This is a genomic window from Cohnella ginsengisoli (genome assembly GCF_029525555.1).
Classification (GTDB): domain Bacteria; phylum Bacillota; class Bacilli; order Paenibacillales; family Paenibacillaceae; genus Cohnella; species Cohnella ginsengisoli.
In genome coordinates, this window is record NZ_JAPDHZ010000002.1 from 1,542,609 (window position 1) to 1,557,487 (window position 14,879).

15 protein-coding genes are annotated in these 14,879 nt (G+C 59.9%); 6 read left to right on the forward strand and 9 right to left on the reverse strand.

Annotation, left to right across the window (positions count from 1 at the left end):
• The first annotated feature begins 111 nt into the window (after positions 1–111).
• Positions 112–555, forward strand: a complete 444-nt coding sequence (gene gerQ / locus OMP38_RS07450) for a spore coat protein GerQ (protein WP_420869627.1) — start codon at positions 112–114, stop codon at positions 553–555.
• Positions 556–582: 27 nt separating this feature from the next.
• Here the strand turns inward: gerQ and OMP38_RS07455 are convergent, their stop codons facing one another.
• Positions 583–861, reverse strand: coding sequence for a hypothetical protein (locus tag OMP38_RS07455; RefSeq protein ID WP_277564512.1), 279 nt, complete (start codon positions 859–861; stop codon positions 583–585).
• Positions 862–955: 94 nt separating this feature from the next.
• Between OMP38_RS07455 and OMP38_RS07460 the strand changes: the two genes are divergently transcribed.
• Positions 956–1,867, forward strand: coding sequence for a metal-dependent hydrolase (locus OMP38_RS07460; RefSeq protein WP_338130429.1), 912 nt, complete (start codon positions 956–958; stop codon positions 1,865–1,867).
• A 232-nt stretch (positions 1,868–2,099) separates the two neighbouring features.
• Here OMP38_RS07460 and OMP38_RS07465 read toward each other — a convergent pair whose 3' ends face one another.
• Positions 2,100–2,324, reverse strand: a complete 225-nt coding sequence (locus OMP38_RS07465) for an alpha/beta-type small acid-soluble spore protein (protein WP_277539477.1) — start codon at positions 2,322–2,324, stop codon at positions 2,100–2,102.
• A gap of 104 nt (positions 2,325–2,428) precedes the next feature.
• Between OMP38_RS07465 and OMP38_RS07470 the strand changes: the two genes are divergently transcribed.
• Positions 2,429–2,614, forward strand: a complete 186-nt coding sequence (locus OMP38_RS07470) for a hypothetical protein (protein ID WP_277564513.1) — start codon at positions 2,429–2,431, stop codon at positions 2,612–2,614.
• Between the two features lie 62 nt (positions 2,615–2,676).
• Here the strand turns inward: OMP38_RS07470 and trpS are convergent, their stop codons facing one another.
• Positions 2,677–3,684: a tryptophan--tRNA ligase gene (gene trpS / locus OMP38_RS07475; RefSeq protein ID WP_277564514.1), complete on the reverse strand. Its 1,008-nt coding sequence runs from the start codon at positions 3,682–3,684 to the stop codon at positions 2,677–2,679.
• 581 nt (positions 3,685–4,265) lie between these two features.
• Between trpS and OMP38_RS07480 the strand changes: the two genes are divergently transcribed.
• Positions 4,266–5,462 (forward strand): permease, encoded by a 1,197-nt coding sequence (locus OMP38_RS07480; RefSeq protein WP_277564515.1) that lies wholly within the window; start codon positions 4,266–4,268, stop codon positions 5,460–5,462.
• Between the two features lie 81 nt (positions 5,463–5,543).
• Here OMP38_RS07480 and OMP38_RS07485 read toward each other — a convergent pair whose 3' ends face one another.
• The 3 genes from OMP38_RS07485 to OMP38_RS07495 all read right to left on the reverse strand — a co-directional run bounded on the left by OMP38_RS07485 (position 5,544) and on the right by OMP38_RS07495 (position 9,904).
• Positions 5,544–5,960: an O-methyltransferase gene (locus OMP38_RS07485; RefSeq protein ID WP_277564516.1), complete on the reverse strand. Its 417-nt coding sequence runs from the start codon at positions 5,958–5,960 to the stop codon at positions 5,544–5,546.
• A gap of 267 nt (positions 5,961–6,227) precedes the next feature.
• Positions 6,228–7,619, reverse strand: coding sequence for a group II intron reverse transcriptase/maturase (gene ltrA, locus OMP38_RS07490; protein ID WP_277564517.1), 1,392 nt, complete (start codon positions 7,617–7,619; stop codon positions 6,228–6,230).
• A gap of 494 nt (positions 7,620–8,113) precedes the next feature.
• Positions 8,114–9,904 carry a M3 family oligoendopeptidase gene (locus OMP38_RS07495; RefSeq protein ID WP_277564518.1) on the reverse strand — a complete coding sequence of 597 codons (1,791 nt, stop codon included), beginning with the start codon at positions 9,902–9,904 and terminating at the stop codon, positions 8,114–8,116.
• A gap of 132 nt (positions 9,905–10,036) precedes the next feature.
• On the opposite strand from OMP38_RS07495, the gene OMP38_RS07500 reads away from it, so the two are divergent.
• Positions 10,037–10,273, forward strand: coding sequence for a hypothetical protein (locus OMP38_RS07500; RefSeq protein ID WP_277564519.1), 237 nt, complete (start codon positions 10,037–10,039; stop codon positions 10,271–10,273).
• Positions 10,274–10,280: 7 nt separating this feature from the next.
• On the opposite strand, the gene OMP38_RS07505 is transcribed toward OMP38_RS07500, so the two are convergent.
• From OMP38_RS07505 to pepD, 3 genes are all read right to left on the reverse strand, one after another.
• Positions 10,281–10,988, reverse strand: coding sequence for a DUF2225 domain-containing protein (locus OMP38_RS07505; protein WP_277565203.1), 708 nt, complete (start codon positions 10,986–10,988; stop codon positions 10,281–10,283).
• A 43-nt stretch (positions 10,989–11,031) separates the two neighbouring features.
• Entirely contained in the window at positions 11,032–11,409 is a 378-nt protein-coding gene (locus OMP38_RS07510) for a globin domain-containing protein (RefSeq protein ID WP_090110702.1), read from the reverse strand.
• Between the two features lie 566 nt (positions 11,410–11,975).
• Positions 11,976–13,148 carry a beta-Ala-His dipeptidase gene (pepD, locus tag OMP38_RS07515; protein WP_277564520.1) on the reverse strand — a complete coding sequence of 391 codons (1,173 nt, stop codon included), beginning with the start codon at positions 13,146–13,148 and terminating at the stop codon, positions 11,976–11,978.
• Positions 13,149–13,667: 519 nt separating this feature from the next.
• Between pepD and OMP38_RS07520 the strand changes: the two genes are divergently transcribed.
• Positions 13,668–14,834 (forward strand): nucleoside recognition domain-containing protein, encoded by a 1,167-nt coding sequence (locus tag OMP38_RS07520; RefSeq protein WP_277564521.1) that lies wholly within the window; start codon positions 13,668–13,670, stop codon positions 14,832–14,834.
• The last annotated feature ends 45 nt before the right edge of the window (positions 14,835–14,879 follow it).

Below are 14,879 nucleotides of genomic sequence, written 5' to 3' on the forward strand. Positions count from 1 at the left end.
AGCGACAGGATGGTCGGTCCGATTGCCCGCTCGTTTATTAACCCGCGCTTAGGCGCCCCAATTAAAGGAGGATCTCCCTTGTACAATCAACTGGCTTGGCCCCAACGAAGCATGCAGCAGATGCCGATGAACGCAACGACGGCCGCGCACCCGAACGTCGGCATGATGCCCGCAATGCCTTCCGGCATGGCGGCCGTTCCGAACGGTTCGATGCCGATGAACATGATGCCCCCGGCCGCACCAGGCGGCCTGCCGGTCACCACGTTCATCCAGGCGCCCGGCCGCGAGGAGTCCTACGTCGAGAACATCCTGCGCATGAACCTCGGCAAAGTGGCCACGCTTTACATGACCTACGAGAACAACAGCGAATGGAACGCCAAAATCTTCAAGGGCGTCCTCGAAGCCGCCGGACGCGATCACATCATCATCAGCGATCCCGCGACGGGCATGCGTTACCTGCTGCTTACGCTGAACCTCGACTACATCACGTTCGACGAGCCGCTTATTTATAATTTGCCCTTCGGCACGGCGAGCAATCCGATCACTCGCCGCTAATCGGCCCGATTCCGGGGGGAGACGAAGTCAACGGGGGCGAAGGTCCACACCCTTAAGCCCTGCCGTCCCCCCCTTCACCCATGAAACCATCTCCGACCAAGAACGCCCTTCGAGGCGTTCTTTTTTTATGTCCGATGCTTCTCGCTCGTTCGCGGACCGACGAAGCTCGACGAATACGCCGGGCTGTTCCCGGTTTTCCGCCAGCTCCGCGCCCTCCCATCTTGACGGCGTCTCGCGGACCCATGCCAGAAAGCGTTCCCGGTGCGCTTCCGGAATGCTGTATTCGCAAAACAAGATCAAAGACATGCGGCTTCTTCCCCTCATATTTGAATGGAGCTGCGCCCATACTATACCGATGCCGCGCCACGCGGCGAATCTGACGGCAAAGGAGATCATGATCATGGATTCCGGGACGCATCTCGTTTTCGGGCTCGGACTGGGCGGACTCGCCTTGATCGATCCCGTCATCGCCTACGAGCCGTACGGCCCTGTCGCGGTGCTGATCGGCACGATCGCGGGCTCCCAAGCCCCCGACTTCGACACCGTGCTGCGATTGAAGAGCAATGCCGATTATATCAAAAACCACAGGGGCATGTCCCACTCTTTTCCTGCCATCGCCGGGTGGGCCGTCCTGATCACGCTGGCGCTTTCGCTTCTTTTCCGAAGCGTGTCCTGGTGGCATATCGGCCTGTGGGTGCTGCTCGCCGTGATCGTCCACGTGCTGAGCGACCTCTTCAACTCTTATGGCACGCAGGCTTTCCGGCCCGTGACGCGCAAATGGATCGCATGGAATATCATTCATATTTTCGATCCGTTTATTTTCGGCGCGCATCTGGTTGCCATTCTGCTCTGGTTGACGGGCTGGGCGAGCCCCACCGTCGTCTTTCCCGTGTTGTACGCCATGTTGGCCGTTTATTACGCCTGGCGGAGCGTCGTGCATCGTCGGCTGTCGGCCCGCATCCCGTCCCGGGATCCCGAACGGCGCGAAGGCGACCAGTACACGCTGCTGCCCACGCTGAACCTGCATCGTTGGAACCTGGTGCGTCAATCGACGGACTGCACGTTCGCCATCGGCGAATGGGACAAAGGCGCGGTTCACTGGATCGACCATACGAAGTGCGACGTCCATCCGGCGGTCGAAGCTTCCAAAAAAGAACAAGGACGTGCAGGCGCTGCTGAACGTCACGCCGTTTCCTTGCGCGCAAGTCCGAGAGCAGCCTTGGGGCTACGAGGTTCGCTGGATCGATATCCGTTACCGGCACCGGAAGCAGTATCCGTTCGTGGCGACGGTCATGATGGATGCCTCCTTTAAGGTTGTTCAATCGTACGTAGGCTGGCTCAGCGACGACCGCCTCGAGAAGCGTCTTCGCATGAACGCTTACTGACCGGCCGTTCGATTCCCATTCGCTTCGCGATCAGACGGCGTTCGCCGTCTTTTTCGCGAGAGCGGTCTTTTTTTTGCCGCAAAGGTTGACCTGGGCGACGCTTAGGCGCACAATAAAAGCCCGAGGGGTTTCCTCGGGCTTTCGGTGAGCTAACGGATGTTAGCGGCTGCCACCGGAAAGTTGTTGCTCGGCCATTTGAACCAGCTTCTTGGTGATATAGCCGCCAAGGGAGCCGGCGTCGCGGGACGTTACGTTGCCGTAGTAGCCGTCAGCCGGAATTTGCACGCCCAGGGATTGAGCGGCTTCCGTCTTCATGCTTTGCAGCGCAGCCTTTGCTTGAGGGACCAGAACTTGATTACGGGAACCGGAGCTATTGCTTGCCATGATTGATATTTCTCCTTTCGCCCTGCTTAGATTGGTGTTGGTTGCAAGCTTGCGTTGTTATTATGCTATGCTCGGAGAAAACTATACTCGGAGGTGAACACATTTTGAACAAACCTTTGGGACTGTTGTTCGCGGTCGTCTCGATGCTGCTCCTGCTCGGTACGGCGATATCGATCGATTATAACGGATGGCTCGCATCCGGCTTAGCCGTGCTGGCGTTCGCCTTCATCGGCTGGGGCTTCACGCTCAAGTCGAAGATCTCGAAGCGGCGTGAGATTCAGCAGCGCTAATCGGAATGAAAGGCCTGCAGGCCTCCTCGGAGGACCATGCAGGCCTTTTTCTTTTCCGCGTCTTATTTGAGCGGCGGCAGGAAGCCCATCGCTTCCTTCACCTCGGAAAGCGTCTTCGCGGCGACTGCGCGCGCCCGTTCGGCGCCTTGCTGCAGGATGCGATGAATCTCCCCGGAAGAGCGGATCTCGGCGTAGCGGCGCTGCAGCGGCTCGAGCACGCCGACGACCTGTTCCGCGAGATCTTTCTTGAAGTCCCCGTAGCCCTTGCCTTCGTAACGGTTCTGAATGTCCGCGATCGATTCTCCCGAGCAGTTCGCGTAGATGCTGAGAAGGTTGCTGATCTCCGGCTTGTTCTGCGGGTCGTATGCGACCTCGCGGCCGAGGTCGGTCTTGGCGCGCGACAGCTTCTTGCGGATGACGTCCGGCGGATCGAGCAGCGCGATGTAGCTGCCCGCGTTCGGATTGCTCTTGCTCATCTTCTTGGAGGCGTCGTCGAGCGACATGATGCGCGCCCCCACCTTTGGTATGAACGGCTCGGGGACGACCAGCGTCTCGCCGAAGCGATGGTTGAAGCGGCCCGCGAGATCGCGCGTCAGCTCCAGATGCTGTTTTTGGTCGTCGCCAACGGGTACCAGGTCCGCTTTGTATAAAAGAATGTCCGCGACCATCAGGGACGGGTACACGAACAATCCCGCGCCAACCGCCTCTTTGCCCGCCGACTTATCCTTAAATTGAGTCATCCGCTCCAGTTCGCCCATGTAGGAGAGCGTCGTCATCATCCAGCCCAGCTCCGCGTGCTCATGCACGTGGGATTGCACGAACACGGCCGCCTTGGCCGGATCGATACCCGCCGCCAGATAGAGAGCCGCCACCGATTCGGTATTCTCGCGCAGCGCCGCCGGCTCTTGCGGCACCGTGATCGCGTGCAGATCCACGATCATAAAGTAGCTGTCGCATTCGTGCTGCAGGGATACATAATTTTTCATCGCGCCGATGTAATTGCCAAGCGTCAGCTGTCCGCTCGGCTGGATGCCGGAGAGGACGCGCTTTTGTCCGTTTGCTTCGCTCATTGTTCATTGCTCCTTCGGTTCGCAGGGATATGCGCGCTTGCGGGCAAGCTCGCGGTGAACGCAAAAAAGACCTCTCCGCCAAAGGGACGAAGAAGTCGTGGTGCCACCCTTAATTCGCTCTCGCCGATCGCATGCCGCCCATGGAAGACGGACGCCCGACGCAAGCCTTAGGTTCCGGTAACGGGGAACGGACGGACTGGATGGGAACCTCGCCGGTCAAGCGGGCCTATGGCCTGAAAGACGCAAAAGATTCGTTGCCCAGTCGGCTCCGAGATCCATTCGGCCTTGGAGGAACGCCGGTTCGCAGCAGCCACCGGCTCTCTGAAGTTCCTTGCCACGCTTACTTGTTCTCATCATCGCCTCGTATGTTATCGTCCATTATACGCGAGGAACGTTAGAAGTCAACCGCCGGTTCGGCTGCCCTAAAAAGGCGACGACGCAATCCGCGCATGCGCCCGTCATTTCGCTGTTCTGGAACCGGACAAGTCGCGCATATTTGTAATCGTTGACGGCGACGCGGCGCTCCGGCCTTGCCGGGCGGTGACCCGCGCGCGTCCGATCGGAGAGGAGCGTGCACGGCCATGACTTTAACCGCGCTGCGCGGCGCGACTTGGGCGGCTGCCGCAGGATGCCTATATCTCGTTTGGAAACTGAATCCGAACTGGCCGTCCGTTTTTTTTCGTTCTTTCTTTTCCGTCCTGCTCGACGCGTTTCCCTTTCTCGTGCTCGGCGCCCTGGTCTCCGCGGCGCTCGAGACGTTCGTCAGCGACAGGCTCGTCAGCGCCGCCGCGCCGAAGAGCCGGCTGGGCGGCGTGCTGTTCGGCAGCCTGCTCGGCCTCGCGCTCCCGCTGTGCGAGTGCGGCATGATCCCCGTCGCCCGCCGCCTGATCCGCAAAGGGCTGCCCGCTTATATCGGCATCGTCTATATCATCGCCGGCCCCGTCGTCAATCCGATCGTCTTCGCGTCCACCGTCGCCGCGTTTGACGGCGATCCGTCGATGGCCATCGCCCGCTTGCTGCTCGCCTTGGCCGTCGCGCTAGCCGCAGGCACGGCCCTGCTGCTCTTCCTGCGGCGGAATCCGCTCAAGGAAGGCGCAGGTCCGATCGGATGCGCGCACGGGCATGGGCATGAGCACGAGCACGGGCATGAGCATGGGCATGAGCATGAGCACGGGCATGAGCACGGGCATGGGCATGAGCATGAGCATGGGCGTGAGCATGAGCATAGGCATGAGCATGGGCATGAGCATGGGCATGAGCATGGGCATGAGCATGGGCATGAGCATGGGCATGAGCATGGGCATGAGCATGGGCATGAGCATAGGCATGAAGCTCCAGAGGCGGCAGGTCGGCGCGCGCACATGTCGGCGGTCGTCTCTTCCATCGCCTCTCATGCCGTGATCGACCTTCGCGACATGGGGAAGTATTTGTTGATCGGAGCCGCGTTGACCGCACTCGTTCAGACCGTGCTGCGAACGCAGACGTTGGAGGCCGCTGCCGGCCATAGCTGGTTGTCGCATATTTTCCTGATGGGCTTCGCGTTCCTGCTCTCTCTTTGCTCCACATCCGATGCCTTCGTGGCAGCACCGCTCGACGGCTTGTTCCATCCCGGCGCTATTCTGGCCTTCCTCGTCTTCGGACCGATGATCGACCTCAAAGGTTTGACCGTTATGCTGTCCGTCTTCCGCCAAGGCTTCGTCATCCGGTTCGCGCTGCTCGTCTTCGCGCTCGTGCTGGCCGGCTCGATCGTGGCCGAAAGACTGCGGTTGCTCAATTGAACGCCATTCATGCGCGTGGCGAACGGGACAAAGAAGAGGCAAGCGCCGACGGCGCCTGCCTCTTCTCTTACGAACCCTCGCTCAATGCTCGCCGGATCTATCGCGCTTGCCCAATTTCCTGTTGTTCACATGAAATAAAACGTTTGCCATATTGTAGTTCGATTCGAACGTCACGCTTAAGTATAACTTGCCGTGCTTGATTCCAAAATCATATGTAACTTCCCCATGTGTCCAGCTCGTTTTGCGCTTGATCGACTCCACCGCCGCTTTCCGCAGCTCGCCGATCGAGCCATCCGTCAAGCCTTCCGGCTTAGCATCCCCCGTCGTCCTGCGTTCCGCCAGATCGACCGGCAAATGGCGAATGCCGAATTTTCCAACGGTATCATTGCGCACTTGCAGGACGATCGTCCCGGCCGTCATGCCCTTCAACTCGCCTTCCATTTGCCGAAATGCCATATCCACCTGCCTGGCTAGCGGGACTTCAAACTCATAAGTCATAATTCTCCTCCTTTTATCTGGGAGATACTCCCCATTGTCGCCAGGCATTACCTACGACTTATGAATCATTATAGGGTAGGTATATTAATTATTTCAACAATAAATTTAGAAAATTCGACTAAATCATTTATTTTTTTTCACTTTCTGTTACTTTTCAACAATTTTCAGGCTGCGCCCAGTCCCCGAAAATCGAGTAGGAGGAGGCGGCTAGCCTCCGTCCTCTCACACCACCGTACATGCGGGTCCGCATACGGCGGTTCCAAAAGGTTAACAAGGCTCCTTGTAACGAGTAAGCAGACTTTTCAGCCCTTTTGCCTCCCAGTAGGAGGTCGGAAGGGCGTTGTTTATGTTCCGGGACATTTCCCAAGGGCCGCGCCGGGAGTTGGCCATGACATAACAGGCCCACTCCCGTACATTCAGCGCTCTTAGTTCGCGGATGCGCGTTCGCACTCGCTTCCATTGCTTCCACAGGCACATGCGCAGCCGTCTACGAATCCAGCCATCGAATTGCTCGAGGTGTTTCTTCGCAGCAGCCATCCGGAAGTAGCCCAGCCACCCCATCGTATAGCGGTTTAGCCGGTTTATCCGTTCCTCCATTGGCATAGACTTCGTACGGTTCGTCAGTTCCCGGACCTTGTCCTTGAACCGAGAAATCGTCTTTGGTGCCAATCGAATCGTCGCTTGCCGGTTGTTCATGAAGCTAAATCCTAGAAACTTTCGCTCCCGCGGTCTGGCTACCGCACTCTTTTCCCGGTTCACTTTCAGTCTTAGCTTTCCTTCTACAAAGCGAACCACCGACCCCATGACGCGTTCTCCGGCGCGTTTGCTGGCTACGAAGATGTTGCAATCGTCCGCATAGCGGACGAAGTGCAGTCCTCTGCGCGTTAACTCCTTGTCCAGGTCGTCCAACAGGATGTTTGCCAGTAGTGGACTAAGCGGTCCGCCTTGCGGCGTCCCTTCCTCCGTTCGCTGGCAAACCCCGTTCTCCATGACGCCGGCATTCAGATAGGCGCGAACCAGCTTCAGGACGCGTTGGTCCGTCACCTTACGTGCCACTCTGGCCATGAGCATGTCGTGGTTCACCCGGTCAAAGAACTTCTCCAGGTCCATGTCTACGACCCAGCGCAGTCCGCTCTGGATGTAGGATTGAGCCTGCCGCACCGCATCGTGCGCACGCTTGCCTGGCCGAAAGCCGTAGCTGCTTGGAGAGAATTCGGCATCGAAAATCGGATTCATCACTTGCAGAAGCGCTTGCTGTAGCAGTCGGTCCATCACGGTCGGGATGCCAAGCAGCCGTACGCCGCCTCCGGGTTTGGGGATTTCCACCCGTCTGACGGGCGCAGGTCTGTAGGTTCCCGCGAGGAGTTCGGTCTTCACCGACTCCCAGTGCGTTTTCAGGTAAGCTTGTAGCTGCGCTACCGTTACACCGTCCACACCGGGCGCTCCTCCGTTTTGGACCACTCGCTTGTACGCGTCCCTCAGGTTTGCGCCCTCGAGCATCCGCTCCAGCAAGTCGTTACTGGCTTTGCGAGAGGAAGGGGCGACTTGTGCCGGCGATGAACTCGGCGCTCCTGCATACCCTTGCGGCTTCACCGCTTCTCTTTGCAGCAAGCTCCCTTGCGGGATATTCGGCTGTCGTTGCTCATCGCGCGAACGCATCGGTTTCCTCTCTCCTTTCGGTTCGGCCCTTCCGCAGCTGTTGCAACAGTCTGCGTACTATGGCCTCTGCTGACTCCTGCGGGTTCAGCGCAACCTCCCGGTTGCGGTTACGAAATGACTTCGCTTTTTTTTTTTTTTCATCCCGCAGGCCTCCCCAGATAAGAACGCCATCTGTCTGCCCGCGACCACTGGAGTTTACAGGGTTAGCCCTTGGCGGCTTTGGATTTCGTTGTGTGTTGACAACTCATCCGGCTAACCCTGCCTCGAATCCAGTTCGTATACCTTGGCCCGTGCATTTGCCTCCGGCTTCCTTCAGATTCCGCCTCGCGACGGACACCCTTGCCCTTGGCTACGGTAGGCGCTCGCCAGCCCCCGTTCGGGACTTTCACCCTAAAGATGACGCCCATGCTGGGCGTACAACGCAAAGAACCGCACACCTCATGTGTGCGGTTCTTCCGCTCTCTTCCAAAATATATCTCGCTACCCTTGAACGTTTAACGCCCGCAAAGCGCTTCGAACGCATGGACGTCAGCCGTCGCGCGGCTCACGGCAGCTTGCCAGAACGCCGGCTTGTCGAGCTCGACGCCCAGATGCCTCCGGCCGAGTTCCTCGACGGTCATCAGGCCGGTATCCCGCAGCAGCCGATCGTAGCGTTCGTGAAAGCCCGGACCTTCGGCCTCGGCCACGGCCGCGATGCCCGTGCTGAACAAGTACCCGAATGTGTATGGGAAATTGTAAAACGGCACGTCCGTCGCATAAAAGTGCAGCTTGGCCGCCCAGAAGTGCGGGTGCCAGGAAGCCAGCGCATCCCCGAACGCTTCTTTTTGCGCCGCCACCATCAGCTCGTTCAGCGCCTGGACATCGAGCATTCCGCTCTTGCGCGCTTCGTAAAACCTCGTCTCGAACAGGAACCTCGCTCTAATGTTGTTGCAGAACGCCGAAGCCCGCTGCAGCCGCTCGTCGAGCAGCGAGAGCCGCTCCGCGTCGCTGCCTGCCGCCCGCAGCAGCGCATCGCTCACGAGCCCTTCGGCGAACGTGGATGCCGTCTCGGCCACGTTCATCGCATAGTTCCGTCCGAACTGCGGCAAGCCGTCCACGCAGACGTCGTGATAGGCGTGCCCCAGCTCGTGAGCCAGCGTCGAGACGTTGTCCGGCGTTCCGGAGTAGGTCATGAAGATACGCGTCTCACCGGTTAAAGGGAAGTCGGTGCAGAAGCCGCCAGGCCGCTTGCCCGCCCGGTCTTCGGCCTCGATCCAGCGCCCGCCGAACGCGCGCTCGGCAAGCTTGGCCTGTGCGGGCGAGAAGCTGCCGAAGGCGTCCTTGATCAGCGCGGCCGCTTCGTCGTAGCCGATCGCGCCGCCTTCCGCGCCTACCGGCGCCGACACGTCGTGCCAGTCGAGCCTCTCCTTGCCGAGCAGCCGGGCCTTAGCCGCCATGTAGCGCTTGAGCGGCTCCATCCCGCCCGAGACGCCCTCCCACATCGCCTCAAGCGTGTCCCGGCTCATCCGGTTGATGAGCAGCGGCTCCTTAAGCGGATCCTGCCACCCGCGCGCCTGATACAGCTTCAGGCGGAAGCCCGCAAGCCGGTTCAGCGAGTCCGCCGCTAGATCCGCTTGTCCCGCCCAAGCCTCTTCCCACTTGGCACCCATCTCGTCGCGAACCCGCTGGTTGGGGTTCGACAGCTTGTTGAACGCCTGTCCCGCGGACAACGTCTTGGTCTCGCCGTCTTCTTCCCATGGAATCGCGATCCGGCTCACGATGGTCTGGTAATTCTCGCCCCAGCCGTGATAGCCGTCGACGGCCAATTCGCTGGCGAGCGCCTCGAGAGCAGGCGGCAGCTTTTCTTTGACGAAGTCCCGGCGTTCGCGGACGACGAAGGCGATTTCGGAGACGGACTCCGAAGCGATCCAAGCCTCGAGCCGCTCCTCCGGTACCAGGGCCAGCGCCGCATCGTACAGGTCGAGCGACTGGCCGAGCTTGGCGGACAACGTCTGTAGCTTCTCCGTCCAGGCCGTCGCCTTTCGGTCCTCCATATTTTGCGCGGACAGGCAGCCCACGTAGGAGAATGCTTCGCGCAGCCTGGCCATTAGGTCCTGCAGCCTGGACGTCCAGTCGTTCAACGCTTCATCGCTCGCAACCTCTTCTTCGCCTGCGGCTTGAAGCTCCGCGAGGAGCGCGCCGGTCTCCTTTTCGAGCGCCTCCGAGAACGCAGCAAATTCCGGGGATTCGGAACCCCCGGAGAAAATTTGGTCCAGATCCCATATCTGGGAGTAGCTGTCCGTCATCTATGATCCCGTCCTCTCTCGCGTTGCCGGCGATCGGCGTACCGATTGCCTTCGGCACCCGGACATTGTCAGCCCGTCCCATCTATTGTATCGTTAATGGACACGGTATTGCCAGAGAGGAGAGGGGAAGACATGATCCCATTTCGCAACAGCTTGCCTTACGACATCCAGATGAACGAGGTATACGCCTCCGAATGCCCGTTCTGCCGTCAATCCCACGTTCGCCTGCCGCTGAAAACCGAGGAGCTCGACCAGCTGCGCGGCGGCCTCATGAAGCGCACGATCGTAATGCCCTGCTGCCGGTCGAGACTTCAGCTCGTGGACGCCGACAGCGACTACCTGCTGGCGAACAAGCCGCTCCGCGCCTGAGCCGTCCTCAGCTTCCGATCCGCTGCATCTCTTCCGGCAATTCGGCGCCCCTGCCCGACATCTCGTCGCGGACCGCATGCCAGCCTTCGCGCGAGGCGCGAATCATCGCCGAATCCATGATGCTCTTGTCGTGGATGACCCGGCTGAACCATCTGACCGCCTCGTGAAAATGACCGAGACGCCGGTTCAACTCGCCGATCAGGTACAGCAGGCGGGCGTTGTTCATCAGCTCGCGCTCCGACTGATACGTCTTGATATAGGCTTCAAGCGCGTACTGAAGGAATCTGCGCTCTTGCTCCGCATTGCCCTCGTACCGGTACAGCCAAGCGATATGATGCAGGATGCCGGCGACGACGCGATCCTTTTCCTTGATGATCTGTCCCGTCAGAAGCGCAAGCTTGTAGCAGGCCAGCGCGTCGGCCGCGCTGCGCTCCCCGCCGTAGTCGTTCATTTTCCAATGCTTGCCGATGCGCTCGAGATAGGCGTTCCGCTGCCAGTCCACGAGGCGCTGGTTTGAATTTTCCGTCGAGGCGAATCCGCAGTACGGGCAGACGCGCACGACATAAAAATCGGGATTGACCGATTTGAAATAAGAACAAAAGTCCGAATCCGAACGAATCGCGCGCTTCAGGCTCGGCCTAACACGGGAGGTCACGAACTCGGCTTCGCAGCATACGCATGCAACCTTGGTCTGGTACAGGGGTTCCATCCCGATCCCTCCATGTGGACGCGTCCCGGCGAACGCGCGAGACGGTCAGTTACTCTTCGGTGTTCACAAAATGATGCGCCGGACCGGACAGCCGCTCCAGCACGAAGGCCTTGAGTTCCTCGGACAGCTCCGTCTCGTCGAGCGACCGCCGCATGCAATCCAGCCATGCCTCGGCTCTCGCGGGCGTGATCGGGAACGGCAGATGCCTGCCCCGCATCATCGGATGCCCGTAGGCGTCGGAATATAATGTAGGTCCCCCGAAAAACTGCGTCAGAAACATGTACTGCTTGTCCATGACAGGCGTGATGTCTTCCGGAAATAGCGGAGCCAGCAGCGGATGCTGCAGCACCTTCGGGTAAAATCCTTCGACCATCTTGCGGACGGTAGCCGCTCCGCCGATCGCTTCGTACACACTTCCGTAGTTCATAGGTTGCAATCTCCTCCCGATTCATTTTGCAAGTATCGGGACTTACTACCTGAAGTCCCTTTATTATACCACAAAGACATAAGACTTCTATCCTAATTTTGCCGTTTTTGCACAAAACAAAAATCGCCCTCGTCGGGCGATCGGATAAAATAGAAAACGGGTTGATCCGGGAGCTAAATCTCTTCCTCGGGACCGCTGAGCGACTCCCGAATGACATATACGAAAGCGCACATCAGAAGACCTGCCACGATTCCTGCCACGTTAATCACTCCCTGAAGCAATATCGTGGTTCTATTGTACCACACGAATGTAACAGCGACATTACTTTTTTTGCAATCGCTTACAAAAAAAATTAAGTATCGCTCAAGCAAGAAATGGTGGCAGTAAATCCCAAAACCCGCGAAACGTTAAAATTCTATGGCCTCCTCTTCCGGCAGATGGACAAAACCCGAGCGCAGCGCGATTTCCGTGAGACATAACGCAATCCCTGCTTTCGCCATGCGGCGGACAATAGAGACCTGCTCCGCAAGGGCAGGCCTCTTCCGCGTTTTCAATTCGGATGGATCCTATAGCGCACGCAGCACTTGGAGCAGATATAGCCATGTCCGTTCGACGGAGGAGATGCGGAACCGCTCATCAGGCGTGTGGATGTCGTAAAGGTCGGGCCCGTACGAGACGGCATCCAGGTCCGGCATCTTGTCGGCGAATATCCCGCATTCGATGCCTGCGTGCACCGCCTTGACCTCCATCGGCTTCCCGCATTCGCGCCTATAAACGTCGACAAAAACGTCGCGCAGCCGGGACGACATCCGGTAGGGCCAGCCCGGGTAGTAATCTCCCGCCTCGAAGCCGCAGCCTAGTATGCGGGCAAGCGCCTCCATCCGGCTCATGGCCGCTTCGAGCTCCGATCTGAGCGAACTTCTCACCAGGCTCTCGAAGCGCACGCCCTCTTCGGTCAATTTTACGATCCCGACGTTGGTCGACGTGCGCGGCAATCCAGGGATCGCTTTGTCCATTCGGAGGACGCCGTTCGGGATAAGCAGCAGCGAATCGACGAGCCTGCTTTTCGACGCTTCGGAAAATATGCCCGCAACCCCGTTCGCCTTAACCTCGCCGGCATCGTTCGCTTCGAAAGAAACGCTCACGCCAGGGTCGGATACCGCATACTCCGTTCTGAACTTTGCTTCCCATTCCCGCACTTCCTCTTCGGCCTCCCCGAATTGCGCCTCCGGCACGAATAAGGACGCTTCGGCCTCCCGCGGGATCGCATTGGACGCCAAGCCGCCCCGCACGTCCGCGATCGCGTACGGCAGCCGCTTGCGCAAGCCGTCGAGCACCCGCCCGAGCAGTTCGCAGGCGTTGGCGCGCTCGTGGACGATATCGTCGCCCGAATGACCGCCGACGAGGCCGAATACGCGCAGCCGACCCGGGCGCCCGGCCCCGGCCGCATCCGTCCAAGCGACGGGCAGCGTGTGGTAAGCCCGCGCCCCGCCGGCGCTGCTGACGTAGAGGATGCCCTCGCGGTCGGAATCCAGGTTGATCATCATTCGACCTTGCAGCAGGCCGGGATCGAGCTTTCTCGCGCCTTTCATCGACGTCTCTTCCTCCGTCGTCAGCACGATCTCGAGCGCGGGATGCGCGGCATCGCGGGCATCGAGCAGCGCCATCGCGAAGGCGACGCCCAGACCGTTGTCCCCGCCAAGGGTGGTACCTTCGGCCGACATGAAGTCGCCGTCCAATCGCAGCCGGATCGGATCGCGCAGGAAGTCGTGCGAGACCCCTTCGTTTTTTCCCCGACCATGTCCAGATGACCCTGCACGATGACCGGCGGCGCCTTTTCGTAACCTTGCGAGGCAGGCTTGCGAATGACGAGATTCAACGAGGCGTCCTGGACGGTTTCATATCCGCGCTCCCTCGCGAATGCTGCCACGTAGTCGCTGGCGGCTTTTTCGTGGCCCGAACTCCGCGGGATGGCGGACAGCGCCTCGAAGTACGGAATGACGGGGCAATCTCCCCGATAAAGCCTCGATTCTGCTTTCGCGCTGCTCATTTATCGCGCCCCTCCTTGCTGTCGTTTCGTTCACGAAAAGCTTGCGCGGCAATCTGCTTTGACAAACCCATGCTTGCAATATATAGCAGCGGCTCCCGTTAAGCAACCGGGATTCGGCAAACGCATGGCGCCGACTTTGAAATTTTCCGGCAGGCCGCGCATATACTCGGACAAGAGAGTAGCTTGGTCCAGGGAAGGAAGTGCGCTTGTGTCCGACTTCATCTTGTCGCGAAAAGGCAGTGCCGGCTTCGTCCGGAGAGGGCTGCGGCTGGCTGCGGTGACCGGGGCGGGCGCATGCGTCCTGCTCATCGGGCTGCTCGTCCTGCTCATGCCCGGCGTCGCGCTCGAAGCCTCGCTCAAGGGCTTGTCCGTCTGGTGGGAAGTGCTTTTTCCCGCCCTGTTTCCCTTCTTCGTCCTGTCCGAGGTCTTGCTCGGATTCGGCATTGTCCATCTGGCCGCCGCGCTGCTCGATCCGCTCATGCGTCCGCTGTTCCGCATTCCCGGGGCCGGCGGCTTCGTGCTGGCGCTGAGCTTCGGGGCCGGCTATCCGATCGGCGCCCGCCTGACGTCCCGGCTTATGGAGCAAAATCTGCTCAGCCGAGGCGAAGGCGAGCGATTGGTCGCGATGACGACGACCAGCGATCCGATTTTCCTCATCGGCGCCGTCTGCCTCGGATTTTTCGGACGGCTCGACATCGTGCCGGTGCTGGCCGCGGCGCATTACGGGGGTGCGATGCTGCTCGGGCTGCTGCTGCGGTGGCGCAAGGACGAGCCCGAACCGGAGGAGCGGTCAAGGCAGGCTCCTGATAATCCTGCTTTACGCGATGAAACCGGGCTCCGCGCATCAAGGCTTGGAATCGGCAGAGTCAAACAGGCGATCCTCGCGATGCACGAAGCGCGCATGGCGGACGGACGGCCGTTCGGCATCGTGCTGAACCAGGCCGTCAAATCCTCGCTGGCCCTCATGATCGTCGTCGGCGGACTGGTCGTCTGCTTCTCGGCCACGCTCCAGCTGCTCCTGCACAGCGGACTGCTGCTGCCGCTCAAGCACGCGATCGTCCTCGTCCTTCAGACCGTGGGCCTCGAGCCCGGTCTCGCCGGGGCCTTCGTGCAAGGCGCGTTCGAGGTGACGCTGGGCAACGCTGCGTCGGCAGCCGGAGCCGGTCCGGGCGGCATCCCCGCCGCGTTGATCGACCGCGTCGCGGTCGCTTCGTTCGTCCTGGCCTGGGCCGGCCTGTCCGTGCACGCGCAGGTCGCGGGACTCATGGGACGCACCGGCTGGCGGTACGGTCCCTTCGCGCGCGCGCGGCTGCTGCACGCAGGGATCAGCGTCGCGCTCGTCTACTTGCTCTGGCCCTGGCTCTATGCGGCCTGAGCGCCGCGCCGACATTGTCTTAAGCGCGGATATTGTTTATCATCT